We start from the raw sequence: 17,762 nt of genomic DNA, 5'->3' as shown, positions 1-17,762 counted from the left end.
AGCGGGGATAAACCGATTGCGGCAGAGGGTGTCAACACAGAGGGCGTGTGTTCCCCGCGCCAGCGGGGATAAACCGAGCCGTGAAACGCTAATCGCGCTATTGAGCGAGTGTTCCCCGCGCCAGCGGGGATAAACCGTGTCCACCGGCACGACCTATTCCAACAGCGCCGTGTTCCCCGCGCCAGCGGGGATAAACCGCTCCAGTATTTAAAAAGCTGCTGATCGCGATCGTGTTCCCCGCGCCAGCGGGGATAAACCGGAGATCGACCTCTCCCATGTTGTGCCGGTTACGTGTTCCCCGCGCCAGCGGGGATAAACCGCTGTTTAGTAGCGAGATAGTCAAACGGGAGTAGTGTTCCCCGCGCCAGCGGGGATAAACCGTTTGTCAGCTCGTTATGTGGGGTATAGCGATAGTGTTCCCCGCGCCAGCGGGGATAAACCGCGCATCGCGTCAGTGCGTCTGGGTGACGTTCCGTGTTCCCCGCGCCAGCGGGGATAAACCGCCGGATCAAACATTGCTCCAGATTGCCACTGAGTGTTCCCCGCGCCAGCGGGGATAAACCGCAGTAATTGAGGCAATTAGCGCGGCCGGCATCGTGTTCCCCGCGCCAGCGGGGATAAACCGAATCTACTTCCTGCCGGGTCATAGGGGTACGCGTGTTCCCCGCGCCAGCGGGGATAAACCGTTAATTCAGAAATTCAGGCAGGGGCAGCGCGTGTGTTCCCCGCGCCAGCGGGGATAAACCGCCTATAACCGACGAGGGCAAACGCCGTGCGCGGTGTTCCCCGCGCCAGCGGGGATAAACCGTTTTTGCGTCAAGTCCCATTTCATCTGCCTGGGTGTTCCCCGCGCCAGCGGGGATAAACCGATTTTAGAATTACGCATTGAGCCGATGATGTAGTGTTCCCCGCGCCAGCGGGGATAGCCGTTGCATAATCATAATCTGTGTACCAGTAATGGCTGCTACAAACCTGTAAAGTAAAAAGGCCGCGTTTTCCCGGGGAGGCTTTTATACAGGAGAAGGCCATGGCGTTAAGGATCAGGGTATTGCTCGAAAATCATAAGGGAGCTGGAGCGGATAAATCGTTGAAGGCCCGGCCAGGGTTAAGCCTGTTGGTCGAGGATGAGTCTACGTCTATCTTGTTCGATACCGGCCCTGATGGCAGTTTTATGCAAAACGCGTTGGCGATGGGGATCGACCTGTCCGATGTGTCTGCTGTGGTGCTTTCGCATGGTCATTACGATCATTGCGGCGGCGTGCCATGGCTTCCTGATAACAGTCGAATCATCTGCCATCCCGATATTGCGCGCGAACGTTATGCGGCAATGACTTTTCTCGGTATTACCCGCAAAATAAAAAAATTGTCGCGTGAGGTGGACTATTCACGCTACCGAATGATGTACACGCGTGACCCCCTGCCGATTGGCGAAAACTTTATCTGGTCAGGGGAAATACCGGTGGTCGCGCCTGAAGCCTACGGTATTTTTGGCGGCCACGATGCGGAGCCGGACTCTATTTTGGATGAGGGCGTACTGATTTACCAATCGACAAAAGGATTAGTCATCATTACGGGATGCGGGCATCGGGGAATCGCAAATATTGTCCGGCACTGTCAGAACATTACCGGTATAAAGCGGATTTACGCGCTTGTCGGCGGATTTCATCTCCGCTGCGCATCACCGTTCACGCTGTGGCGAGTCAGGCGCTTTCTGCAAGAACAAAAACCTGAAAAACTATGCGGTTGTCACTGTACAGGGGCCTGGGGGCGGTTGTGGCTACCGGAAATAACCGCACCTGCAACCGGTGATGTGCTGCGCTTTTAACACCGCACGCTGGACAATGTTTTCACTGATAAAACGTCGTGTGGATAGGCTGGAATCAATTTGACATCCAGCTCACGCGTTAATAAACCTTATTCGCCGCGATAGACGCAGCCGGCTGTACAGGTCTCTTTCACCATCACGGCGCTCAGTAGCGGCACGACGGGCTTAACCTGATCCCAAATCCATTTTGCCAGCACTTCGCTGGTGGGATTGGACAGCCCTGGAATATCATTCAGATAGTAGTGATCAAGACGATCGTAAGTCGGTTTAAACGCCGCTTTGAGATCCGCGAAATCCATAATCCAACCGGTATGCGGATCGACTTCACCGGTAATTTCGAGACGCACCATAAACGAGTGTCCGTGCAGGCGGCCGCACTTATGCCCTTCAGGCACGTGAGGCAGGCGGTGAGCGGCTTCAAAGGTGAAATCTTTATACAACGTGGTGGACATGATGAACTCTCAGGCAATAAAAAAACCGCCGTAGGGTACCGGAAAGCGCATTTTTTATCATTAACTAAAACCATTCTCCGCCTTGTGACGGGCAATTAATTTAAGAATTTCCAGAAAATTTAATAATTATCAATCAATTATAAAATCGATTTTGGCGTTAATCACGATAACTAAAACAGGTTAGTTCATTTGGTTATTTGTTATTTCCAACCCTTCTTTAATTGTTATTCCTCTCACCGTTAACCTTATCCTCAGTTTGGGATTTATCGCTTATACATTTCATCTTTCAAGCCGCATCTGTGTTGACTGCGCTTACTCACCCCAGTCACGTATTTATGTACGCTCCTGGGGCGCGCTCAGCTTACGGCGAACTTGAATGATTTTGTGTATAGATCCGCTTTGCTTACTGGAACATAACGACGCATGACGACACCGGCTCCACTGACTGGGTTGCTTCCGCTTAATCCGGAGCAACTGGCGCGCCTTCAGGCCGCGACAACCGACCTTACTCCCGAACAGCTTGCCTGGGTCTCCGGCTATTTTTGGGGCGTACTGAACCCGCGCTCAGGCGCTGTTGCCGTCACGCCTGCTCCTGAGGGGAAGATGCCGGGGGTTACGCTTATCTCCGCTTCGCAAACCGGCAATGCGCGTCGTGTGGCGGAAGCGCTGCGTGATGATCTGCTGGCGGCCAACCTTAATGTGACACTGGTGAACGCCGGCGACTACAAATTCAAACAGATTGCCAGTGAAAAACTGTTGGTGATAGTGACGTCCACCCAGGGAGAAGGCGAGCCGCCGGAAGAGGCCGTCGCTCTGCATAAATTCCTGTTCTCGAAAAAAGCGCCGAAACTGGAAAACACCGCTTTTGCCGTGTTTAGCCTCGGCGACACCTCTTATGAATTTTTCTGCCAGTCCGGAAAAGATTTCGACAGCAAACTGGCGGAACTGGGCGGTGAACGTCTGCTCGACCGTGTCGATGCTGACGTTGAATATCAGGCAGCTGCCAGCGAATGGCGCGCCCGCGTGGTTGATGTTCTGAAGTCTCGCGCACCTGTCGCGGCACCTTCGCAATCCGTCGCTACTGGCGCGGTAAACGACATCCACACCAGCCCCTATACCAAAGACGCGCCGCTGACCGCGACCCTCTCCGTGAATCAGAAAATCACCGGTCGCAACTCGGAAAAAGACGTTCGTCATATTGAGATTGATTTAGGCGACTCCGGTCTGCGTTACCAGCCGGGCGATGCGCTGGGCGTCTGGTATCAGAACGATCCGGCTCTGGTGAAGGAGCTGGTTGAGTTGCTGTGGCTGAAGGGCGATGAGCCGGTGACGGTTGACGGTAAAACCCTGCCGCTCGCCGAAGCGCTGGAGTGGCACTTCGAGCTGACAGTGAATACCGCCAACATTGTTGAGAGCTACGCGACCCTGACGCGCAGTGAGTCGCTGTTGCCATTAGTGGGCGACAAAGCGCAGCTCCAGCACTACGCCGCGACCACGCCAATCGTCGATATGGTGCGTTTCTCTCCGGCGCAACTGGATGCTCAGGCGCTAATCGACCTGCTGCGTCCGCTGACGCCGCGTTTGTACTCCATCGCCTCCGCGCAGGCGGAAGTCGAAAGCGAAGTACACGTAACCGTCGGCGTCGTGCGCTACGATATTGAAGGCCGCGCTCGCGCGGGTGGTGCTTCCAGCTTCCTTGCCGACCGCGTGGAAGAAGAGGGCGAAGTTCGCGTCTTTATTGAGCACAACGACAACTTCCGCCTGCCAGCTAACCCGGAAGCGCCGGTCATTATGATTGGCCCCGGCACCGGCATCGCGCCGTTCCGCGCCTTTATGCAACAGCGTGCGGCGGAAGGGGCGGAAGGCAAGAACTGGCTGTTCTTCGGCAACCCGCACTTTACCGAAGATTTCCTCTATCAGGTGGAGTGGCAGCGCTACGTGAAAGAGGGACTGTTAAGCCGTATCGATCTCGCCTGGTCACGCGATCAAAAAGAAAAAATTTACGTACAAGACAAGCTGCGTGAACAGGGCGCCGAGCTGTGGCGCTGGATCAATGATGGCGCGCATATTTATGTCTGCGGCGACGCCAGGCGTATGGCCGCAGATGTCGAAAAAGCATTGCTGGAAGTGATCGCTGAATTCGGCGGTATGGACCTCGAATCGGCAGATGAATATTTAAGTGAGCTGCGCGTAGAGCGCCGTTATCAGCGAGATGTCTACTAATGAGCGAAAAACATCCAGGCCCACTGGTGGTCGAAGGTAAACTGTCCGATGCCGAGCGCATGAAGCTGGAAAGCAACTATCTGCGCGGTACCATTGTGGAAGATCTGAACGACGGTCTCACCGGCGGTTTTAAAGGCGACAACTTCCTGCTAATACGCTTTCATGGCATGTATCAGCAGGATGACCGCGATATTCGCGCCGAGCGTGCGGCGCAGAAGCTGGAGCCGCGCCACGCCATGCTGCTGCGCTGCCGTCTGCCGGGCGGGGTGATTACTACGACGCAATGGCAGGCGATCGATAAATTCGCGGCGGATAACACGATTTATGGCAGTATCCGTCTGACCAACCGTCAGACCTTCCAGTTCCACGGCATTCTGAAGAAGAACGTTAAGCCGGTGCACCAGATGCTGCACTCGGTGGGGCTGGATGCGCTGGCAACCGCTAACGACATGAACCGTAACGTGCTGTGCACCTCCAACCCGTACGAATCGCAGTTGCACGCGGAAGCCTACGAGTGGGCGAAGAAGATCTCCGAACATCTGCTGCCGCGCACCCGTGCGTATGCGGAGATCTGGCTCGATCAGGAGAAGGTCGCGACCACTGACGAAGAACCGATCCTCGGCGCGACTTATTTACCGCGTAAATTCAAAACCACGGTGGTGATCCCGCCGCAGAACGATATCGATCTGCACGCCAACGACATGAACTTTGTGGCGATTGCCGAAAACGGCAAGCTGGTGGGCTTTAACCTGCTGGTCGGCGGCGGTCTGTCTATTGAGCACGGTAATAAGAAAACCTACGCTCGTACCGCGAGCGAGTTTGGCTATCTGCCGCTGGAGCACACCCTGGCGGTGGCCGAAGCGGTAGTGACGACGCAGCGCGACTGGGGTAACCGTACCGACCGTAAAAACGCCAAAACCAAATACACCCTTGAGCGCGTGGGACTGGAGACGTTTAAAGCGGAAGTCGAGCGTCGCGCGGGGATCACATTTGAACCCATTCGTCCGTATGAATTTACCGGGCGTGGCGACAGGATTGGCTGGGTGAAAGGCATTGATGATAAATGGCACCTGACGCTGTTTATCGAAAGTGGCCGCATTCTGGATTATCCGGGGCGTCCGCTGAAAACCGGCCTGCTGGAGATCGCGAAGATTCATCAGGGCGAGTTCCGTATCACCGCTAACCAGAACCTGATTATTGCCAGCGTGCCGGAAAGCCAGAAGGCGAAGATCGAGAAACTGGCGCGCGATCATGGGCTGATGAATGCCGTGAGCGCGCAGCGTGAAAACTCAATGGCCTGCGTGTCGTTCCCGACCTGCCCGCTGGCAATGGCGGAAGCCGAGCGTTTCCTGCCGTCGTTCACGGACAAAGTGGAAGCGATTCTGGAAAAACACGGCATTCCTGATGAGCATATCGTGATGCGCGTGACCGGCTGCCCGAACGGCTGTGGTCGCGCGATGCTGGCGGAAATTGGCTTAGTAGGGAAAGCGCCTGGTCGTTATAACCTGCATCTTGGCGGCAACCGTATTGGGACACGTATCCCACGGATGTATCAAGAAAATATCACCGAGCCGGATATTCTGGCTTCGCTGGATGAACTGATTGGGCGCTGGGCGAAAGAGCGTGAAGCGGGTGAAGGCTTCGGCGACTTTACGGTGCGTGCGGGCATCATTCGCCCGGTGCTCGATCCCGCGCGTGATTTCTGGGAATAACCTGAATTGCCGGATGGCGTCTGTGTAGGCCTGATAAGCACACGCCATCAGGCAAGGCAAACAGTGAGGAACTTATGTCCCAACTCGATCTCAACGCATTGAATGAACTGCCAAAAGTCGATCGCGTACTGGCGTTGGCGGAAACCAACGCTCAACTGGAAACGCTGACTGCCGAAGAACGCGTGGCATGGGCGCTGGAAAATCTGCCCGGCGAATATGTGCTCTCCTCAAGCTTTGGTATCCAGGCGGCGGTGAGCCTGCACCTGGTGAACCAGATTCGCCCGGATATCCCGGTGATCCTCACCGATACCGGCTATTTGTTCCCGGAAACCTATCAGTTTATTGATGAGCTAACGGACAAACTCAAACTCAACCTGAAAGTTTACCGCGCGGGCGAAAGTCCGGCCTGGCAGGAGGCACGCTACGGCAAACTGTGGGAGCAGGGCGTAGAAGGTATTGAGAAATACAATGACATCAACAAAGTCGAGCCGATGAACCGGGCGCTAAAAGAGCTGAAAGCGCAGACGTGGTTTGCGGGTCTGCGTCGCGAGCAGTCCGGTAGCCGCGCGCATTTACCCGTTCTCGCTATCCAGCGCGGCGTGTTTAAAGTGCTGCCGATTATCGACTGGGATAACCGCACGGTTTACCAGTATCTGCAAAAGCACGGTCTGAAATACCATCCGCTGTGGGATCAGGGCTATCTGTCGGTAGGCGATACGCACACCACCCGCAAATGGGAGCCGGGTATGGCGGAAGAAGAGACACGCTTCTTCGGACTGAAGCGCGAGTGCGGGCTGCATGAAGGGTGATTGTCCTTACGCGGTATGATTATACTTGCTGTTATGAAAAATCCGGCAGGCAGCCGGATTTTAAATTGGTTATATTACTGACTATCTTTATGTCAGTAATATGTTACGACTGCACCCATCTTTACCAATGTGCAAAGAACGTTCATGGGTTAGATATAGCTTTTCAAGAATTACATCAATAAAAATTTTTTTTGCATGATAGTCGTTATAATCCTGATTAAGTTTTTTTAAAAAACCGGAATTTGTTGGTTTAAACTCTGCAAACGGTGAATAGCTATGTAGTAAATAGGAGATGCATGGATGCATCATGCTAAAAGCGACTTCACCTTGTACCTCCTGATAACCTATTTTGCAAAACTGAGTTGTAGGCTCAAAGTTACCGGCATTAATACAGGCCAGCATCGATTTTTCATCTGCAGTAAGTGAGTCCTGCCATTCGACAAGCGGGTGGTCTGGAGCCTCTGCGGGACGCATCATCTCATAAACCGCCGCTTTGATTTGTGCATTGCCCGTCACTTCTTTTCGTAGAGTTGAAATCGACTCTTGAAGTAATTCCGGGTGCCAGGTCATCTTCGAACCAATCACCTCACATATTTGTAAAAATAATTGTCTCTCCTCTCTACTCATAGATTCTATCACTGTATCATCTGAGATATTAAGGATGTCCTTAATACTGCTTTGGCTAATCACCGTGTCGCCGACCATAAGTAAAAATTGTGTCTGAGAAGCGTCCATCTTGATAGTAAACAGATCCTGATGAGCCGGGCAGGCCAGATGTTGTAGCCGTTTAAAGGCGTAAATTTTATTTATATCCTCTACGTTAACTTCCATCTCTCCAGGTTCACCACGGCCCTGTCCGTGAATGATGGAGTGTAACACTTCCAGCGCATGGTCCTTTTTTTCCGCTCTAAAATGATCCTGGACTTTATCCCAGCCCCCCATATGGATTGCTTTTTCTTTATCTGCGCTTAACAGATGAGCAAGCCGACTTTCATTAAGCGTATAATTTTGATGATTACCGAAGCTTAAAGTGACTGGCATAATATTTTCCTTCAAATTTATATTATTCAATATTCGGAGTAAAATATATCGTTCAATTCTCTCTTTTTTATTAAACAGATAAAGTTTACTACAGGAGAGAATTTGAACGACATTATTAATACGGCACATTTATGGTTGGTAATCCTTTGTGGTGACGATAATTCAGACAAAAGGTAGATGATTCGCCGCAAATGGTCGTTTTTTTAAATTTTGGTTTATGCAGGGGGCGTTGGAAGAAGCCTCTTTGATCGCTTCTTCCAGAAGAAAAGAGCGGAAAAATTTATAATAATTATTCGTGGGGTAAATATTTCTGAAGAATATATAAAGTTGAGTGAGCATATTTAAATGTAATCTCAGGAGGTGCAATTTTTGTGAGATATATCAACAAAAAAGACCATTAAAAAGGCGTAGAGTGCTTTTATTATCCACATGCTGGAGTTTACGTGTCGATATATCACTATTGGGGAAAGTCTCGACGAGGAGAAACTGACGGCGGTGATGATTACCATTTGCTTTGCTGGCATTCTTTAGATGTTGCGGCTGTGGGTTACTGGATGGTGATAAATAATATTTATTTTATTGACCACTATCTAAAAAAATTAGGCATCCAGGATAAGGAGCAGGCGGCGCAATTTTTTGCCTGGATTTTATGTTGGCATGATATTGGAAAATTTGCTCATTCCTTCCAGCAACTATACCGTCATGAGGCTTTAAACATCTTTAATGAGCCTACACGGCATTATGAAAAAATCGCGCATACCACGCTGGGATACGTGTTGTGGAACTCCTGGCTAAGTGAATGCCCTGAATTGTTTCCTCCTTCTTCGCTTTCAGTTCGTAAAAGTAAGCGCGTTATGGCGCTTTGGATGCCAGTCACTACAGGTCATCATGGACGCCCTCCAGAGGCAATCCAGGAGCTGGACCATTTTCGCCAGCAGGATAAAGATGCGGCAAGAGATTTTCTTCTGAGAATAAAAGCGCTCTTTCCTTTAATTACCTTGCCTGAAGCCTGGGATGAAGATGAGGGTATCGACCAATTTCAGCAACTTTCCTGGTTTATTTCCGCTGCGGTTGTACTGGCTGACTGGACTGGTTCCGCCAGCCGTTATTTTCCGCGTACTGCGGAAAAAATGCCTGTTGATACCTACTGGCAGCAAGCTCTCGCTAAAGCACAAACTGCCATCACGCTATTTCCCTCAGCGGCGAATGTGTCTGCCTTTACGGGCATAGAAACGCTTTTCCCTTTTATTCAGCATCCCACACCGTTACAACAAAAGGCGCTTGAGCTGGATATCAACGTGGATGGCGCCCAACTCTTTATTCTTGAAGATGTCACCGGGGCCGGAAAAACAGAGGCGGCGCTCATATTAGCTCATCGACTGATGGCGGCAGGTAAAGCGCAGGGACTCTATTTTGGACTACCGACAATGGCGACAGCCAACGCGATGTTTGAACGTATGGCGAACACCTGGCTGGCGCTGTATCAGCCGGACTCCCGTCCCAGCCTTATTCTGGCGCATAGCGCGCGTCGTTTAATGGATCGTTTCAATCAGTCAATATGGTCGGTCACTCTTTCTGGTACGGAAGAACCCGATGAAGCGCAGCCTTATAGTCAGGGATGCGCCGCCTGGTTTGCCGACAGCAATAAAAAAGCGTTGTTGGCGGAGGTTGGCGTAGGCACGTTGGATCAGGCGATGATGGCGGTAATGCCATTTAAACATAACAACCTGCGGTTACTGGGTCTTAGCAACAAGATTTTACTGGCTGATGAGATCCATGCCTGTGATGCATGGATGTCCCGAATACTTGAAGGTTTGATCGAACGGCAGGCCAGTAATGGCAACGCCACTATTCTGTTATCTGCGACGCTATCGCAGCAGCAGCGAGATAAGCTGGTGGCGGCATTTTCCCGTGGCGTGAGGCGTAGTGTGCAGGCGCCGTTGCTAGGCCATGACGATTATCCCTGGCTGACTCAGGTCACACAAACAGAGCTGATTTCTCAGCGGGTTGATACACGCAAAGAGGTTGAGCGTAGCGTAGATATTGGCTGGCTACATAGTGAAGAGTCGTGTCTTGAACGTATAGGTGAAGCAGTGGAAAAAGGAAACTGTATCGCCTGGATACGTAACTCCGTTGATGATGCGATTCGTATCTATCGCCAGCTTCAACTGAGTAAGGTCGTCGCCACGGAAAACCTTTTACTCTTCCATAGTCGCTTTGCTTTTCACGATCGTCAGCGGATTGAGTCGCAGACGCTGAATCTCTTTGGCAAACAGAGCGGTGCGCAACGTGCCGGTAAGGTCATTATCGCCACGCAGGTCATCGAACAAAGTCTGGATATTGACTGCGATGAGATGATCTCTGATTTAGCGCCGGTGGATTTATTAATTCAGCGGGCCGGTCGACTACAGCGTCATATTCGCGATCGTAACGGTCTGGTGAAAAAGACTGGGCAGGATGAGCGAGAGACGCCAGTGCTGCGCATTCTTGCTCCGGAGTGGGATGACGCGCCGAGAGAGAACTGGTTATCCAGCGCCATGCGTAACAGCGCCTATGTCTATCCCGATCATGGGCGCATGTGGCTGACGCAGCGCATATTACGTGAGCAGGGGACGATTCGGATGCCGCAATCTGCCCGATTGTTGATTGAGTCGGTCTACGGCGAGCATGTCAACATGCCGGTTGGATTTGCAAAAACCGAGCAATTGCAGGAAGGCAAATTTTATTGCGACCGGGCATTTGCCGGCCAGATGCTGCTTAACTTTGCGCCGGGCTACTGTGCTGAAATTAGCGATTCTTTACCGGAGAAAATGTCAACGCGGTTGGCGGAAGAGTCTGTCACGCTGTGGCTGGCGAAAATCGTGGATGGCGTCGTAACCCCTTATGCCAGCGGTGAACACGCCTGGGAGATGAGTGTGCTGCGGGTACGTCAGAGCTGGTGGGATAAACATAAAGACGAGTTTGAACGGTTAAAAGGCGAATCGTTTCAACAGTGGTGCGTTGAACAACATCAGAATAAGGATTTTGCCATCGTGATCGTGGTAACGGACTCAGCAGCATGCGGTTACTCAGCGAATGAGGGATTGACCGGGAAAATGGAGTAGATTGCCCGGCGCCGAAGGGCGCCGGGGCTTATCCCCGCTGGCGCGGGGAACACCATAGCATAACACCGATATCGGCCTTAATTACTGGTTGAACCCCATTGAGGGGAACCTTAGCAGTTTAACAGATTTTGCTGTTTATGATGTCTTCAGGTACTGCTAATTTTTATATCGGCCTTTATTACCTTTTGTTTTTTTGGTGAGAGGTGTACTATCACTCTTAATTCATGTGGATTAAAGCTCCAGAGCCTTTCCATAAGAAGAAACGCCCTGAAGCCTAATCATGTCTCGCAGCTTGATACTACTTCCTGGGCTTAGCTGTTATCAATAGTAAGGGATCTCCCATGGAAGAAAAAACAAACCGATACAAACAATTGTGCTGTCGGTTGATGATTCGTCTGGGTAAGAAGCTGTCAGTTAGCTTTCAACTGTCAGTTCGCTAACATTACAGGGAACACTTTTGCGCCATGGATCGGCGCATCAGGTAAGGAAAAGTATGTTTCCGATAAATTTACTGACAACGCCCTGGCTCCCCGTCCGTTTCAAAGACGGCTCCACGGGTAAGTTGGCCCCCGTCGATCTGGCGGATGAAAACGTGGTGGATATTGCCGCAACGCGAGCAGATTTGCAGGGAGCGGCCTGGCAGTTTCTGTTGGGATTGCTGCAATGCAGTATCGCGCCGAAAAGATACAAAAACTGGGAGGATATCTGGTTTGATGGATTGCATGCCGATGCGCTCCATAAGGCATTAGCACCGTTAGAACACGCTTTTCAGTTTGGCGCGGAAACGCCGTCTTTTATGCAGGATTTTGAACCGTTAACCGGCGAAAAAGTGTCGATCGCCTCATTGTTGCCGGAAATACCTGGCGCGCAAACCACGAAGTTCAATAAAGACCATTTTATCAAACGCGGCGTAACGGAACGTTTTTGTCCACACTGCGCGGCGCTGGCGCTGTTCTCGTTGCAGCTTAACGCGCCTGCGGGCGGCAAAGGCTATCGTACCGGGCTGCGCGGCGGTGGGCCGCTGACCACGCTGGTTGAATTGCAGGAATATCAGGGCGAACGGCAAACGCCGCTCTGGCGCAAGCTGTGGCTCAACGTAATGCCGCAGGATGTTGCGGATCTGCCTTTATCAGACCAGTGTGATGCGGCCGTTTTCCCGTGGCTTGCCGCGACGCGGACCAGCGAGCAGGCGAATGCCGTTACCACGCCGGAGCAGGTCAATAAACTCCAGGCGTACTGGGGGATGCCGCGTCGTATCCGCCTGGATTTTGCCACCTTACAGTCAGGTTGCTGCGATATTTGCGGCGCTGAAAGTGATGAGCTTCTTGGCTTTATGACCGTCAAGAACTACGGCGTTAACTACGATGGCTGGCGGCACCCGCTGACGCCTTATCGCGCCCCGGTAAAAGATCAAAACGCCTTCTTTTCCGTTAAACCGCAGCCTGGCGGCCTTATCTGGCGCGACTGGCTGGGGTTAAGTCAGAACAACCAGACGGAAGCGAATAAAGAATATCCGGCGCTGGTTGTTAACGTGTTTAACGCACGTCGCCTCAGGGATGTCAAAGCGGGGATCTGGGGCTTTGGCGCGGATTTCGACAATATGAAAATTCGCTGCTGGTATGAGCATCACTTTCCGTTGCTGATGACGGAAGGTCTGATTCCTGATTTACGTAAAGCAACACAAACTGCTACCCGCCTCCTCAGCCTGCTACGCGGTGCGCTAAAAGAAGCGTGGTTCACTAATGCGAAGGATGCGCGGGGTGATTTCAGTTTTATCGATATTGATTTCTGGAACCTGACGCAGGGGCGCTTTCTCAATCTGATCCACGATCTGGAAAACGGTCAGAAGCCGGACGAAAGGCTGAATAAATGGCAAAGAGAACTTTGGCTGTTTACCCGTTGTTACTTCGATGATCACGTCTTTACCAACCCCTACGAGAGCAGCGATCTGGAGCGCATCATGAAGGCGCGCAAAAAATATTTTACTTCATCGGCGGAAAAGCAAAGCGCGAAAGCCGCCAAAGCAAAGAAGCAGGAGGCTGCTGAATGAGTATTGTGCAAGAGGATCACAAAGCCACGCTGCGCAAATGGCATGAGGATTTACAGGAGAAGCGGGGTGCACGGGCCAGCTTGCGGCGCAGTAAAACGGTGAATGAGGCCTGCTTGTCTGAGGGATTTCATTTGCTGTTAATGCAGACGCATTCGTTGTGGAAAAACAAGGCAGCCTGGCATGTTACTGCATTGGCAATTACTGCGGTGCTGGCTGCGCATATCAAATTTATTGATGAGCGACAGAGTTTTGCTACGCAGCTTGGACAGAAGAAGAGTGGTGACAATCCGGTAATGTCAAAACTACGCTTCTCCCGCCTGTCTGCGGTGAAAACACCCGACGAGCTATTACGCCAGTTGCGTCGTGCAGTGCAGTTGCTTGATGGTTCGGTAAATCTAATTTCTCTGGCGGACGATATTTTCCGCTGGTGTCAGGAACAAGACGACTTGCTGAGCCACCATCGCCGTCAGCAGCGGCCAACCGAATTTCTCCGTATCCGCTGGGCGCTGGAATACTACCAGGCCGGCGATGGCGATACCGATAACGAACAAGATTAACAGGGATATCTTTATGACAACGTTTATTCAGCTCCATTTACTGACCGCTTACCCCGCCGCTAACCTGAACCGTGATGATACCGGTGCGCCAAAAACCGTGGTGCTTGGCGGAGCAACACGTCTGCGTATCTCCTCTCAGAGCCTGAAACGCGCCTGGCGTACATCTGAGTTATTTGAACAGGCATTAGCTGGCCATATTGGTATTCGTACTGGTCGCATTGCTCGTGAGGCGGCGCAAATCCTCGTTGATAGCGGCATTGACGCCAAAAAAGCGGTTGAGTACGTCAAGAACATCGCCAACTGCTTTGGCAAGGTAAAAGAGGATAAGAAACCCAAAGAAGATTTGACGAATGCTGAAACCGAGCAACTGGTGCATATCAGCCCTGCTGAGTTTGAGGCCGTGAAAGCGCTGGCGCGCCGTCTGGCAGAAGAAAAACGTCCGGCAACAGAAGAGGAAGCGGAACTGTTACGTCACGATCGCATGGCCGTCGATATTGCCATGTTTGGCCGGATGTTAGCGAAGAAAACTGATTTTAACGTGGAAGCCGCCTGCCAGGTCGCCCACGCCTTCGGCGTCAGCGAAACGATCATCGAAGACGATTTCTTTACCGCTGTGGATGACCTACGCCAGGCATCGGCAGAAGATGCAGGCGCAGGCCATCTCGGCGAAGCCGGCTTTGGCTCCGCGCTGTTTTACACCTATATCTGCATCGACAAAGATCTGCTGGTGAAAAACCTGAACGGCAATGAAGAACTGGCAAACAAAACGCTGCGCGCCTTTACTGAAGCGGCGCTGAAAGTGTCGCCGACCGGCAAACAGAACAGCTTTGCCAGCCGTGCCTATGCCTCGTGGGCGCTGGCCGAAAAAGGCACCGACCAACCACGTTCACTGGCGGCCGCGTTTTATGAACCGATCAACGGTACAGACCAATTGAACGTTGCGGTTAAGCGTATTACCGCGCTGCGTGAAAATATGAATGCGGTCTATGTACAGGAGACGGCGTTCAAAGACTTTAACGTTATGAATCAGCAGGGAAGCATGAAAGACGTGCTTGACTTCATCTGCGCGTAAGGGGCGGCTTATGAGCCAATATCTGGTTTTTCAGCTTCATGGGCCGATGGCCTCTTGGGGCGTGGATGCGCCAGGCGAAGTGCGCCACAGCCATGAACTTCCTTCGCGTTCTGCGCTGTTGGGGTTATTAGCTGCGGCGCTGGGTATTCGCCGCGATGAGGAGGAACGGCTAAACGCCTTCAATCGTCATTACCAATTTTTGCTGTGCGCCAGCGGCAACCCGCGCTGGGCGCGGGATTATCACACGGTGCAGATGCCGAAAGAGGTACGTAAGGCACGTTACTTCAGCCGCCGTGAAGAGTTGCAGGCTCCTGAGTTACTGAGCGCGCTGATTTCCCGACGCGACTACTACACCGACGCCTGGTGGATGATCGCTGTCAGCGCGACGCCGGACGCGCCTTACACGTTGGCGCAGCTTCAGGCGGCGTTACAACATCCTGTGTTCCCGCTGTATCTGGGGCGCAAAAGTCACCCTCTGGCGTTGCCGCTTGCGCCGCAACTGCTGGAAGGGAGTGCGGCGGATGTCCTGCGTGAAGCATATCGTTGGTATCAGGATAAATTCAATACGCTGAAACTGACTCTCCCCGGATTACAGAATGAATGCTGGTGGGAAGGTGAACACGATGGCTTAACGGCGAACAAAATTTTACGTCGTCGCGACATGCCGTTGAGCCGCCAGCAATGGCTGTTCGGTGAACGTAGCGTGAATCAGGGGCCGTGGCTCCGCAAGGAGGACGCGTGTATCTCTCAAGAATAACGCTGCACACCAGCGAGCTTTCGCCGGCACAGCTCTTGCATCTGGTGGAGCGCGGCGAGTACGTGATGCACCAGTGGTTATGGGATCTCTTTCCCGGCGGCAAGGAACGGCAGTTTCTTTATCGCCGCGAAGAGTTACAGGGCGCGTTTCGCTTTTTTGTTCTCTCACAGGAACAGCCTGCCGCCAGCGCGATTTTTGACGTGCAGACTCGCCCATTTGCGCCAATGCTGAGCGCGGGACAGACGCTGCGGTTTAACTTGCGCGCCAATCCGACGGTTTGCAAAAACGGCAAGCGTCACGATTTGCTGATGGAGGCGAAACGCCAGCGTAAAACGCAGGGTGATAGCCAGGATATTTGGTCTTATCAGCAGCAGGCGGCGCTGACGTGGTTGGCGCGCCAGGGGGAGCAAAATGGCTTCACCCTGCGCGAAACGAGCGTTGATGCTTATCGGCAGCAGCAGATACGTCGAGAGAAATCCCGGCAGATGATTCAGTTTAGCAGCGTGGACTATACCGGCGTGCTGGTGCTTAACGATCCCGTGCTTTTCCTGCAACGTCTGGCGCAGGGGTACGGTAAAAGCCGGGCGTTTGGCTGCGGAATGATGATGATCAAACCCGGAGACGACGCGTGACGTTCGTACCGCTCAACCCGATCCCGTTAAAAGATCGAACCTCGATGATCTTCCTCCAGTACGGTCAAATTGACGTGCTGGATGGGGCATTCGTGCTGATCGATAAAACGGGAGTCCGCACGCATATTCCCGTCGGTTCGGTCGCTTGTATCATGCTGGAACCGGGAACGCGGGTTTCCCATGCGGCAGTGCATTTGGCATCAACGGTCGGCACCCTGTTGGTATGGGTGGGCGAGGCGGGAGTGCGGGTCTATTCCTCCGGACAACCCGGAGGCGCACGAGCCGATAAGTTGCTTTATCAGGCAAAGCTGGCGTTAGATGATGACCTGCGGCTTAAAGTAGTCCGCAAAATGTATGAGCTGCGTTTTCGTGAGCCGCCTCCCGCCCGTCGTTCCGTTGAGCAACTGCGCGGTATTGAAGGATCCCGTGTGCGGGCGACCTATGCATTACTGGCGAAGCAGTATGGCGTGAAATGGCATGGTCGTAACTATGATCCGAAAGACTGGGAGAAGGGGGATGTCGTCAACCGATGTATTAGCGCGGCGACATCGTGCCTGTACGGGATTTCAGAAGCGGCTATCCTGGCGGCGGGATATGCGCCGGCTATCGGTTTTATCCATAGCGGTAAGCCGCTTTCTTTTGTTTATGACATTGCCGATATCATCAAATTTGAATCGGTGGTGCCCAAAGCATTTGAGATCGCCGCTCGTCACCCGGCGGAACCTGATAAAGAAGTGCGCCTGGCCTGCCGGGATATTTTTCGCAGTTCGAAGCTGACCGGAAAATTGATCCCGCCGATCGAAGAGGTGCTCGCTGCCGGTGAAATTAAACCACCTCAGCCTGCGCCGGATATGCTGCCGCCAGCAATACCGGAACCTGAATCATTGGGTGATAGCGGCCATCGGGGGCATGGTTGATGAGTATGGTGGTTGTAGTCACGGAAAACGTACCGCCGCGCCTGCGGGGACGTCTTGCCGTCTGGTTACTCGAGGTTCGTGCAGGTGTTTATGTTGGCGATACCTCGAAGCGTATTCGGGAAATGATTTGGCAACAGATCACACAGCTTGGCGGAGTCGGAAACGTAGTAATGGCTTGGGCAACAAATACTGAGTCTGGTTTTGAGTTCCAGACCTGGGGTGAAAACAGACGTATTCCGGTAGATTTGGATGGACTTAGATTAGTTTCTTTTCTTCCTGTTGAAAATCAATAAGTTGAATGTTCTTTAATAATAAGGAATTGTTATCTTACCGTTGGTAGTTTGTTAGGTAGTAAAAAAGGGCTTTTAGAACAAATATATAGTTTTAGTGTGTTCCCCGCGCCAGCGGGGATAAACCGGATGATTTAAACACCCAAACGCTGGGAATAATGTGTTCCCCGCGCCAGCGGGGATAAACCGTTCCTGGACACTGAGACCGGATCTGATTGGGTGTGTTCCCCGCGCCAGCGGGGATAAACCAATTCGACGACTTTCCACTCCTGAGAGTGTGTCGTGTTCCCCGCGCCAGCGGGGATAAACCGTAGATGCTTG

14 protein-coding genes and 2 CRISPR repeat arrays (2 of these 16 running past the window's edge) are annotated in these 17,762 nt (G+C 52.4%); of the genes, 12 read left to right on the top strand and 2 right to left on the bottom strand.

All coding sequences use genetic code 11. The features are described 5' to 3' along the window. A CRISPR array of direct repeats spans nucleotides 1-930; the repeat unit is 29 nt; unit sequence GTGTTCCCCGCGCCAGCGGGGATAAACCG (it extends 502 nt beyond the left edge of the window). Between the two features lie 97 nt (nucleotides 931-1,027). Continuing rightward, nucleotides 1,028-1,825, top strand: a complete 798-nt coding sequence (locus ABVN36_RS04435; RefSeq protein ID WP_001208007.1) for an MBL fold metallo-hydrolase — start codon at nucleotides 1,028-1,030, stop codon at nucleotides 1,823-1,825. 89 nt (nucleotides 1,826-1,914) lie between these two features. Here ABVN36_RS04435 and queD read toward each other — a convergent pair whose 3' ends face one another. Then, nucleotides 1,915-2,277, bottom strand: coding sequence for a 6-carboxytetrahydropterin synthase QueD (gene queD / locus ABVN36_RS04430; RefSeq protein WP_000108313.1), 363 nt, complete (start codon nucleotides 2,275-2,277; stop codon nucleotides 1,915-1,917). Nucleotides 2,278-2,700: 423 nt separating this feature from the next. Between queD and cysJ the strand changes: the two genes are divergently transcribed. The 3 genes from cysJ (at nucleotide 2,701) to cysH (ending at nucleotide 7,021) form a co-directional block, all read left to right on the top strand. After that, nucleotides 2,701-4,500: an NADPH-dependent assimilatory sulfite reductase flavoprotein subunit gene (cysJ, locus tag ABVN36_RS04425; protein WP_050901207.1), complete on the top strand. Its 1,800-nt coding sequence runs from the start codon at nucleotides 2,701-2,703 to the stop codon at nucleotides 4,498-4,500. Next, nucleotides 4,500-6,212 carry an assimilatory sulfite reductase (NADPH) hemoprotein subunit gene (gene cysI, locus ABVN36_RS04420; protein ID WP_023137831.1) on the top strand — a complete coding sequence of 571 codons (1,713 nt, stop codon included), beginning with the start codon at nucleotides 4,500-4,502 and terminating at the stop codon, nucleotides 6,210-6,212. The genes cysJ and cysI overlap by 1 nt, the downstream gene beginning before the upstream one ends. Before the next feature lie 74 nt (nucleotides 6,213-6,286). Further along, nucleotides 6,287-7,021: a phosphoadenosine phosphosulfate reductase gene (cysH, locus tag ABVN36_RS04415; protein ID WP_001645986.1), complete on the top strand. Its 735-nt coding sequence runs from the start codon at nucleotides 6,287-6,289 to the stop codon at nucleotides 7,019-7,021. Nucleotides 7,022-7,108: 87 nt separating this feature from the next. On the opposite strand, the gene sopD is transcribed toward cysH, so the two are convergent. Next, nucleotides 7,109-8,062, bottom strand: coding sequence for an SPI-1 type III secretion system effector SopD (gene sopD / locus ABVN36_RS04410; protein WP_075321918.1), 954 nt, complete (start codon nucleotides 8,060-8,062; stop codon nucleotides 7,109-7,111). Between the two features lie 443 nt (nucleotides 8,063-8,505). Between sopD and ABVN36_RS04405 the strand changes: the two genes are divergently transcribed. The 8 genes from ABVN36_RS04405 (at nucleotide 8,506) to cas2e (ending at nucleotide 17,444) form a co-directional block, all read left to right on the top strand. Then, a complete protein-coding gene (locus tag ABVN36_RS04405; protein WP_023137833.1) occupies nucleotides 8,506-11,166 on the top strand; it encodes a CRISPR-associated helicase/endonuclease Cas3 in 2,661 nt (886 codons plus the stop codon). A gap of 493 nt (nucleotides 11,167-11,659) precedes the next feature. Then, a complete protein-coding gene (gene casA, locus ABVN36_RS04400; protein ID WP_023137834.1) occupies nucleotides 11,660-13,216 on the top strand; it encodes a type I-E CRISPR-associated protein Cse1/CasA in 1,557 nt (518 codons plus the stop codon). After that, nucleotides 13,213-13,773 (top strand): type I-E CRISPR-associated protein Cse2/CasB, encoded by a 561-nt coding sequence (casB, locus tag ABVN36_RS04395; protein WP_023137835.1) that lies wholly within the window; start codon nucleotides 13,213-13,215, stop codon nucleotides 13,771-13,773. Before casA ends, casB begins: the two co-directional genes overlap by 4 nt. Before the next feature lie 13 nt (nucleotides 13,774-13,786). Further along, nucleotides 13,787-14,845 carry a type I-E CRISPR-associated protein Cas7/Cse4/CasC gene (cas7e, locus tag ABVN36_RS04390; protein WP_023137836.1) on the top strand — a complete coding sequence of 353 codons (1,059 nt, stop codon included), beginning with the start codon at nucleotides 13,787-13,789 and terminating at the stop codon, nucleotides 14,843-14,845. A 10-nt stretch (nucleotides 14,846-14,855) separates the two neighbouring features. After that, on the top strand, nucleotides 14,856-15,602 hold the full coding sequence (gene cas5e, locus ABVN36_RS04385) for a type I-E CRISPR-associated protein Cas5/CasD (RefSeq protein ID WP_023137837.1): 747 nt from the start codon (nucleotides 14,856-14,858) through the stop codon (nucleotides 15,600-15,602). Next, nucleotides 15,584-16,234, top strand: coding sequence for a type I-E CRISPR-associated protein Cas6/Cse3/CasE (gene cas6e, locus ABVN36_RS04380; protein ID WP_000281478.1), 651 nt, complete (start codon nucleotides 15,584-15,586; stop codon nucleotides 16,232-16,234). The genes cas5e and cas6e overlap by 19 nt, the downstream gene beginning before the upstream one ends. Next, nucleotides 16,231-17,151 (top strand): type I-E CRISPR-associated endonuclease Cas1e, encoded by a 921-nt coding sequence (gene cas1e, locus ABVN36_RS04375; RefSeq protein ID WP_023137838.1) that lies wholly within the window; start codon nucleotides 16,231-16,233, stop codon nucleotides 17,149-17,151. Before cas6e ends, cas1e begins: the two co-directional genes overlap by 4 nt. Further along, complete coding sequence (cas2e, locus tag ABVN36_RS04370; RefSeq protein ID WP_001518648.1) at nucleotides 17,151-17,444, top strand: type I-E CRISPR-associated endoribonuclease Cas2e; 294 nt, start codon at nucleotides 17,151-17,153, stop codon at nucleotides 17,442-17,444. The genes cas1e and cas2e overlap by 1 nt, the downstream gene beginning before the upstream one ends. Before the next feature lie 96 nt (nucleotides 17,445-17,540). Then, nucleotides 17,541-17,762: a CRISPR direct-repeat array (repeat unit 29 nt; unit sequence GTGTTCCCCGCGCCAGCGGGGATAAACCG) (it continues 1,698 nt past the right edge of the window).

This window comes from Salmonella sp. SJTUF15581 (assembly GCF_043356775.1).
Classification (GTDB): domain Bacteria; phylum Pseudomonadota; class Gammaproteobacteria; order Enterobacterales; family Enterobacteriaceae; genus Salmonella; species Salmonella enterica.
This window is presented reverse-complemented; position numbering and strand designations above follow the sequence as displayed.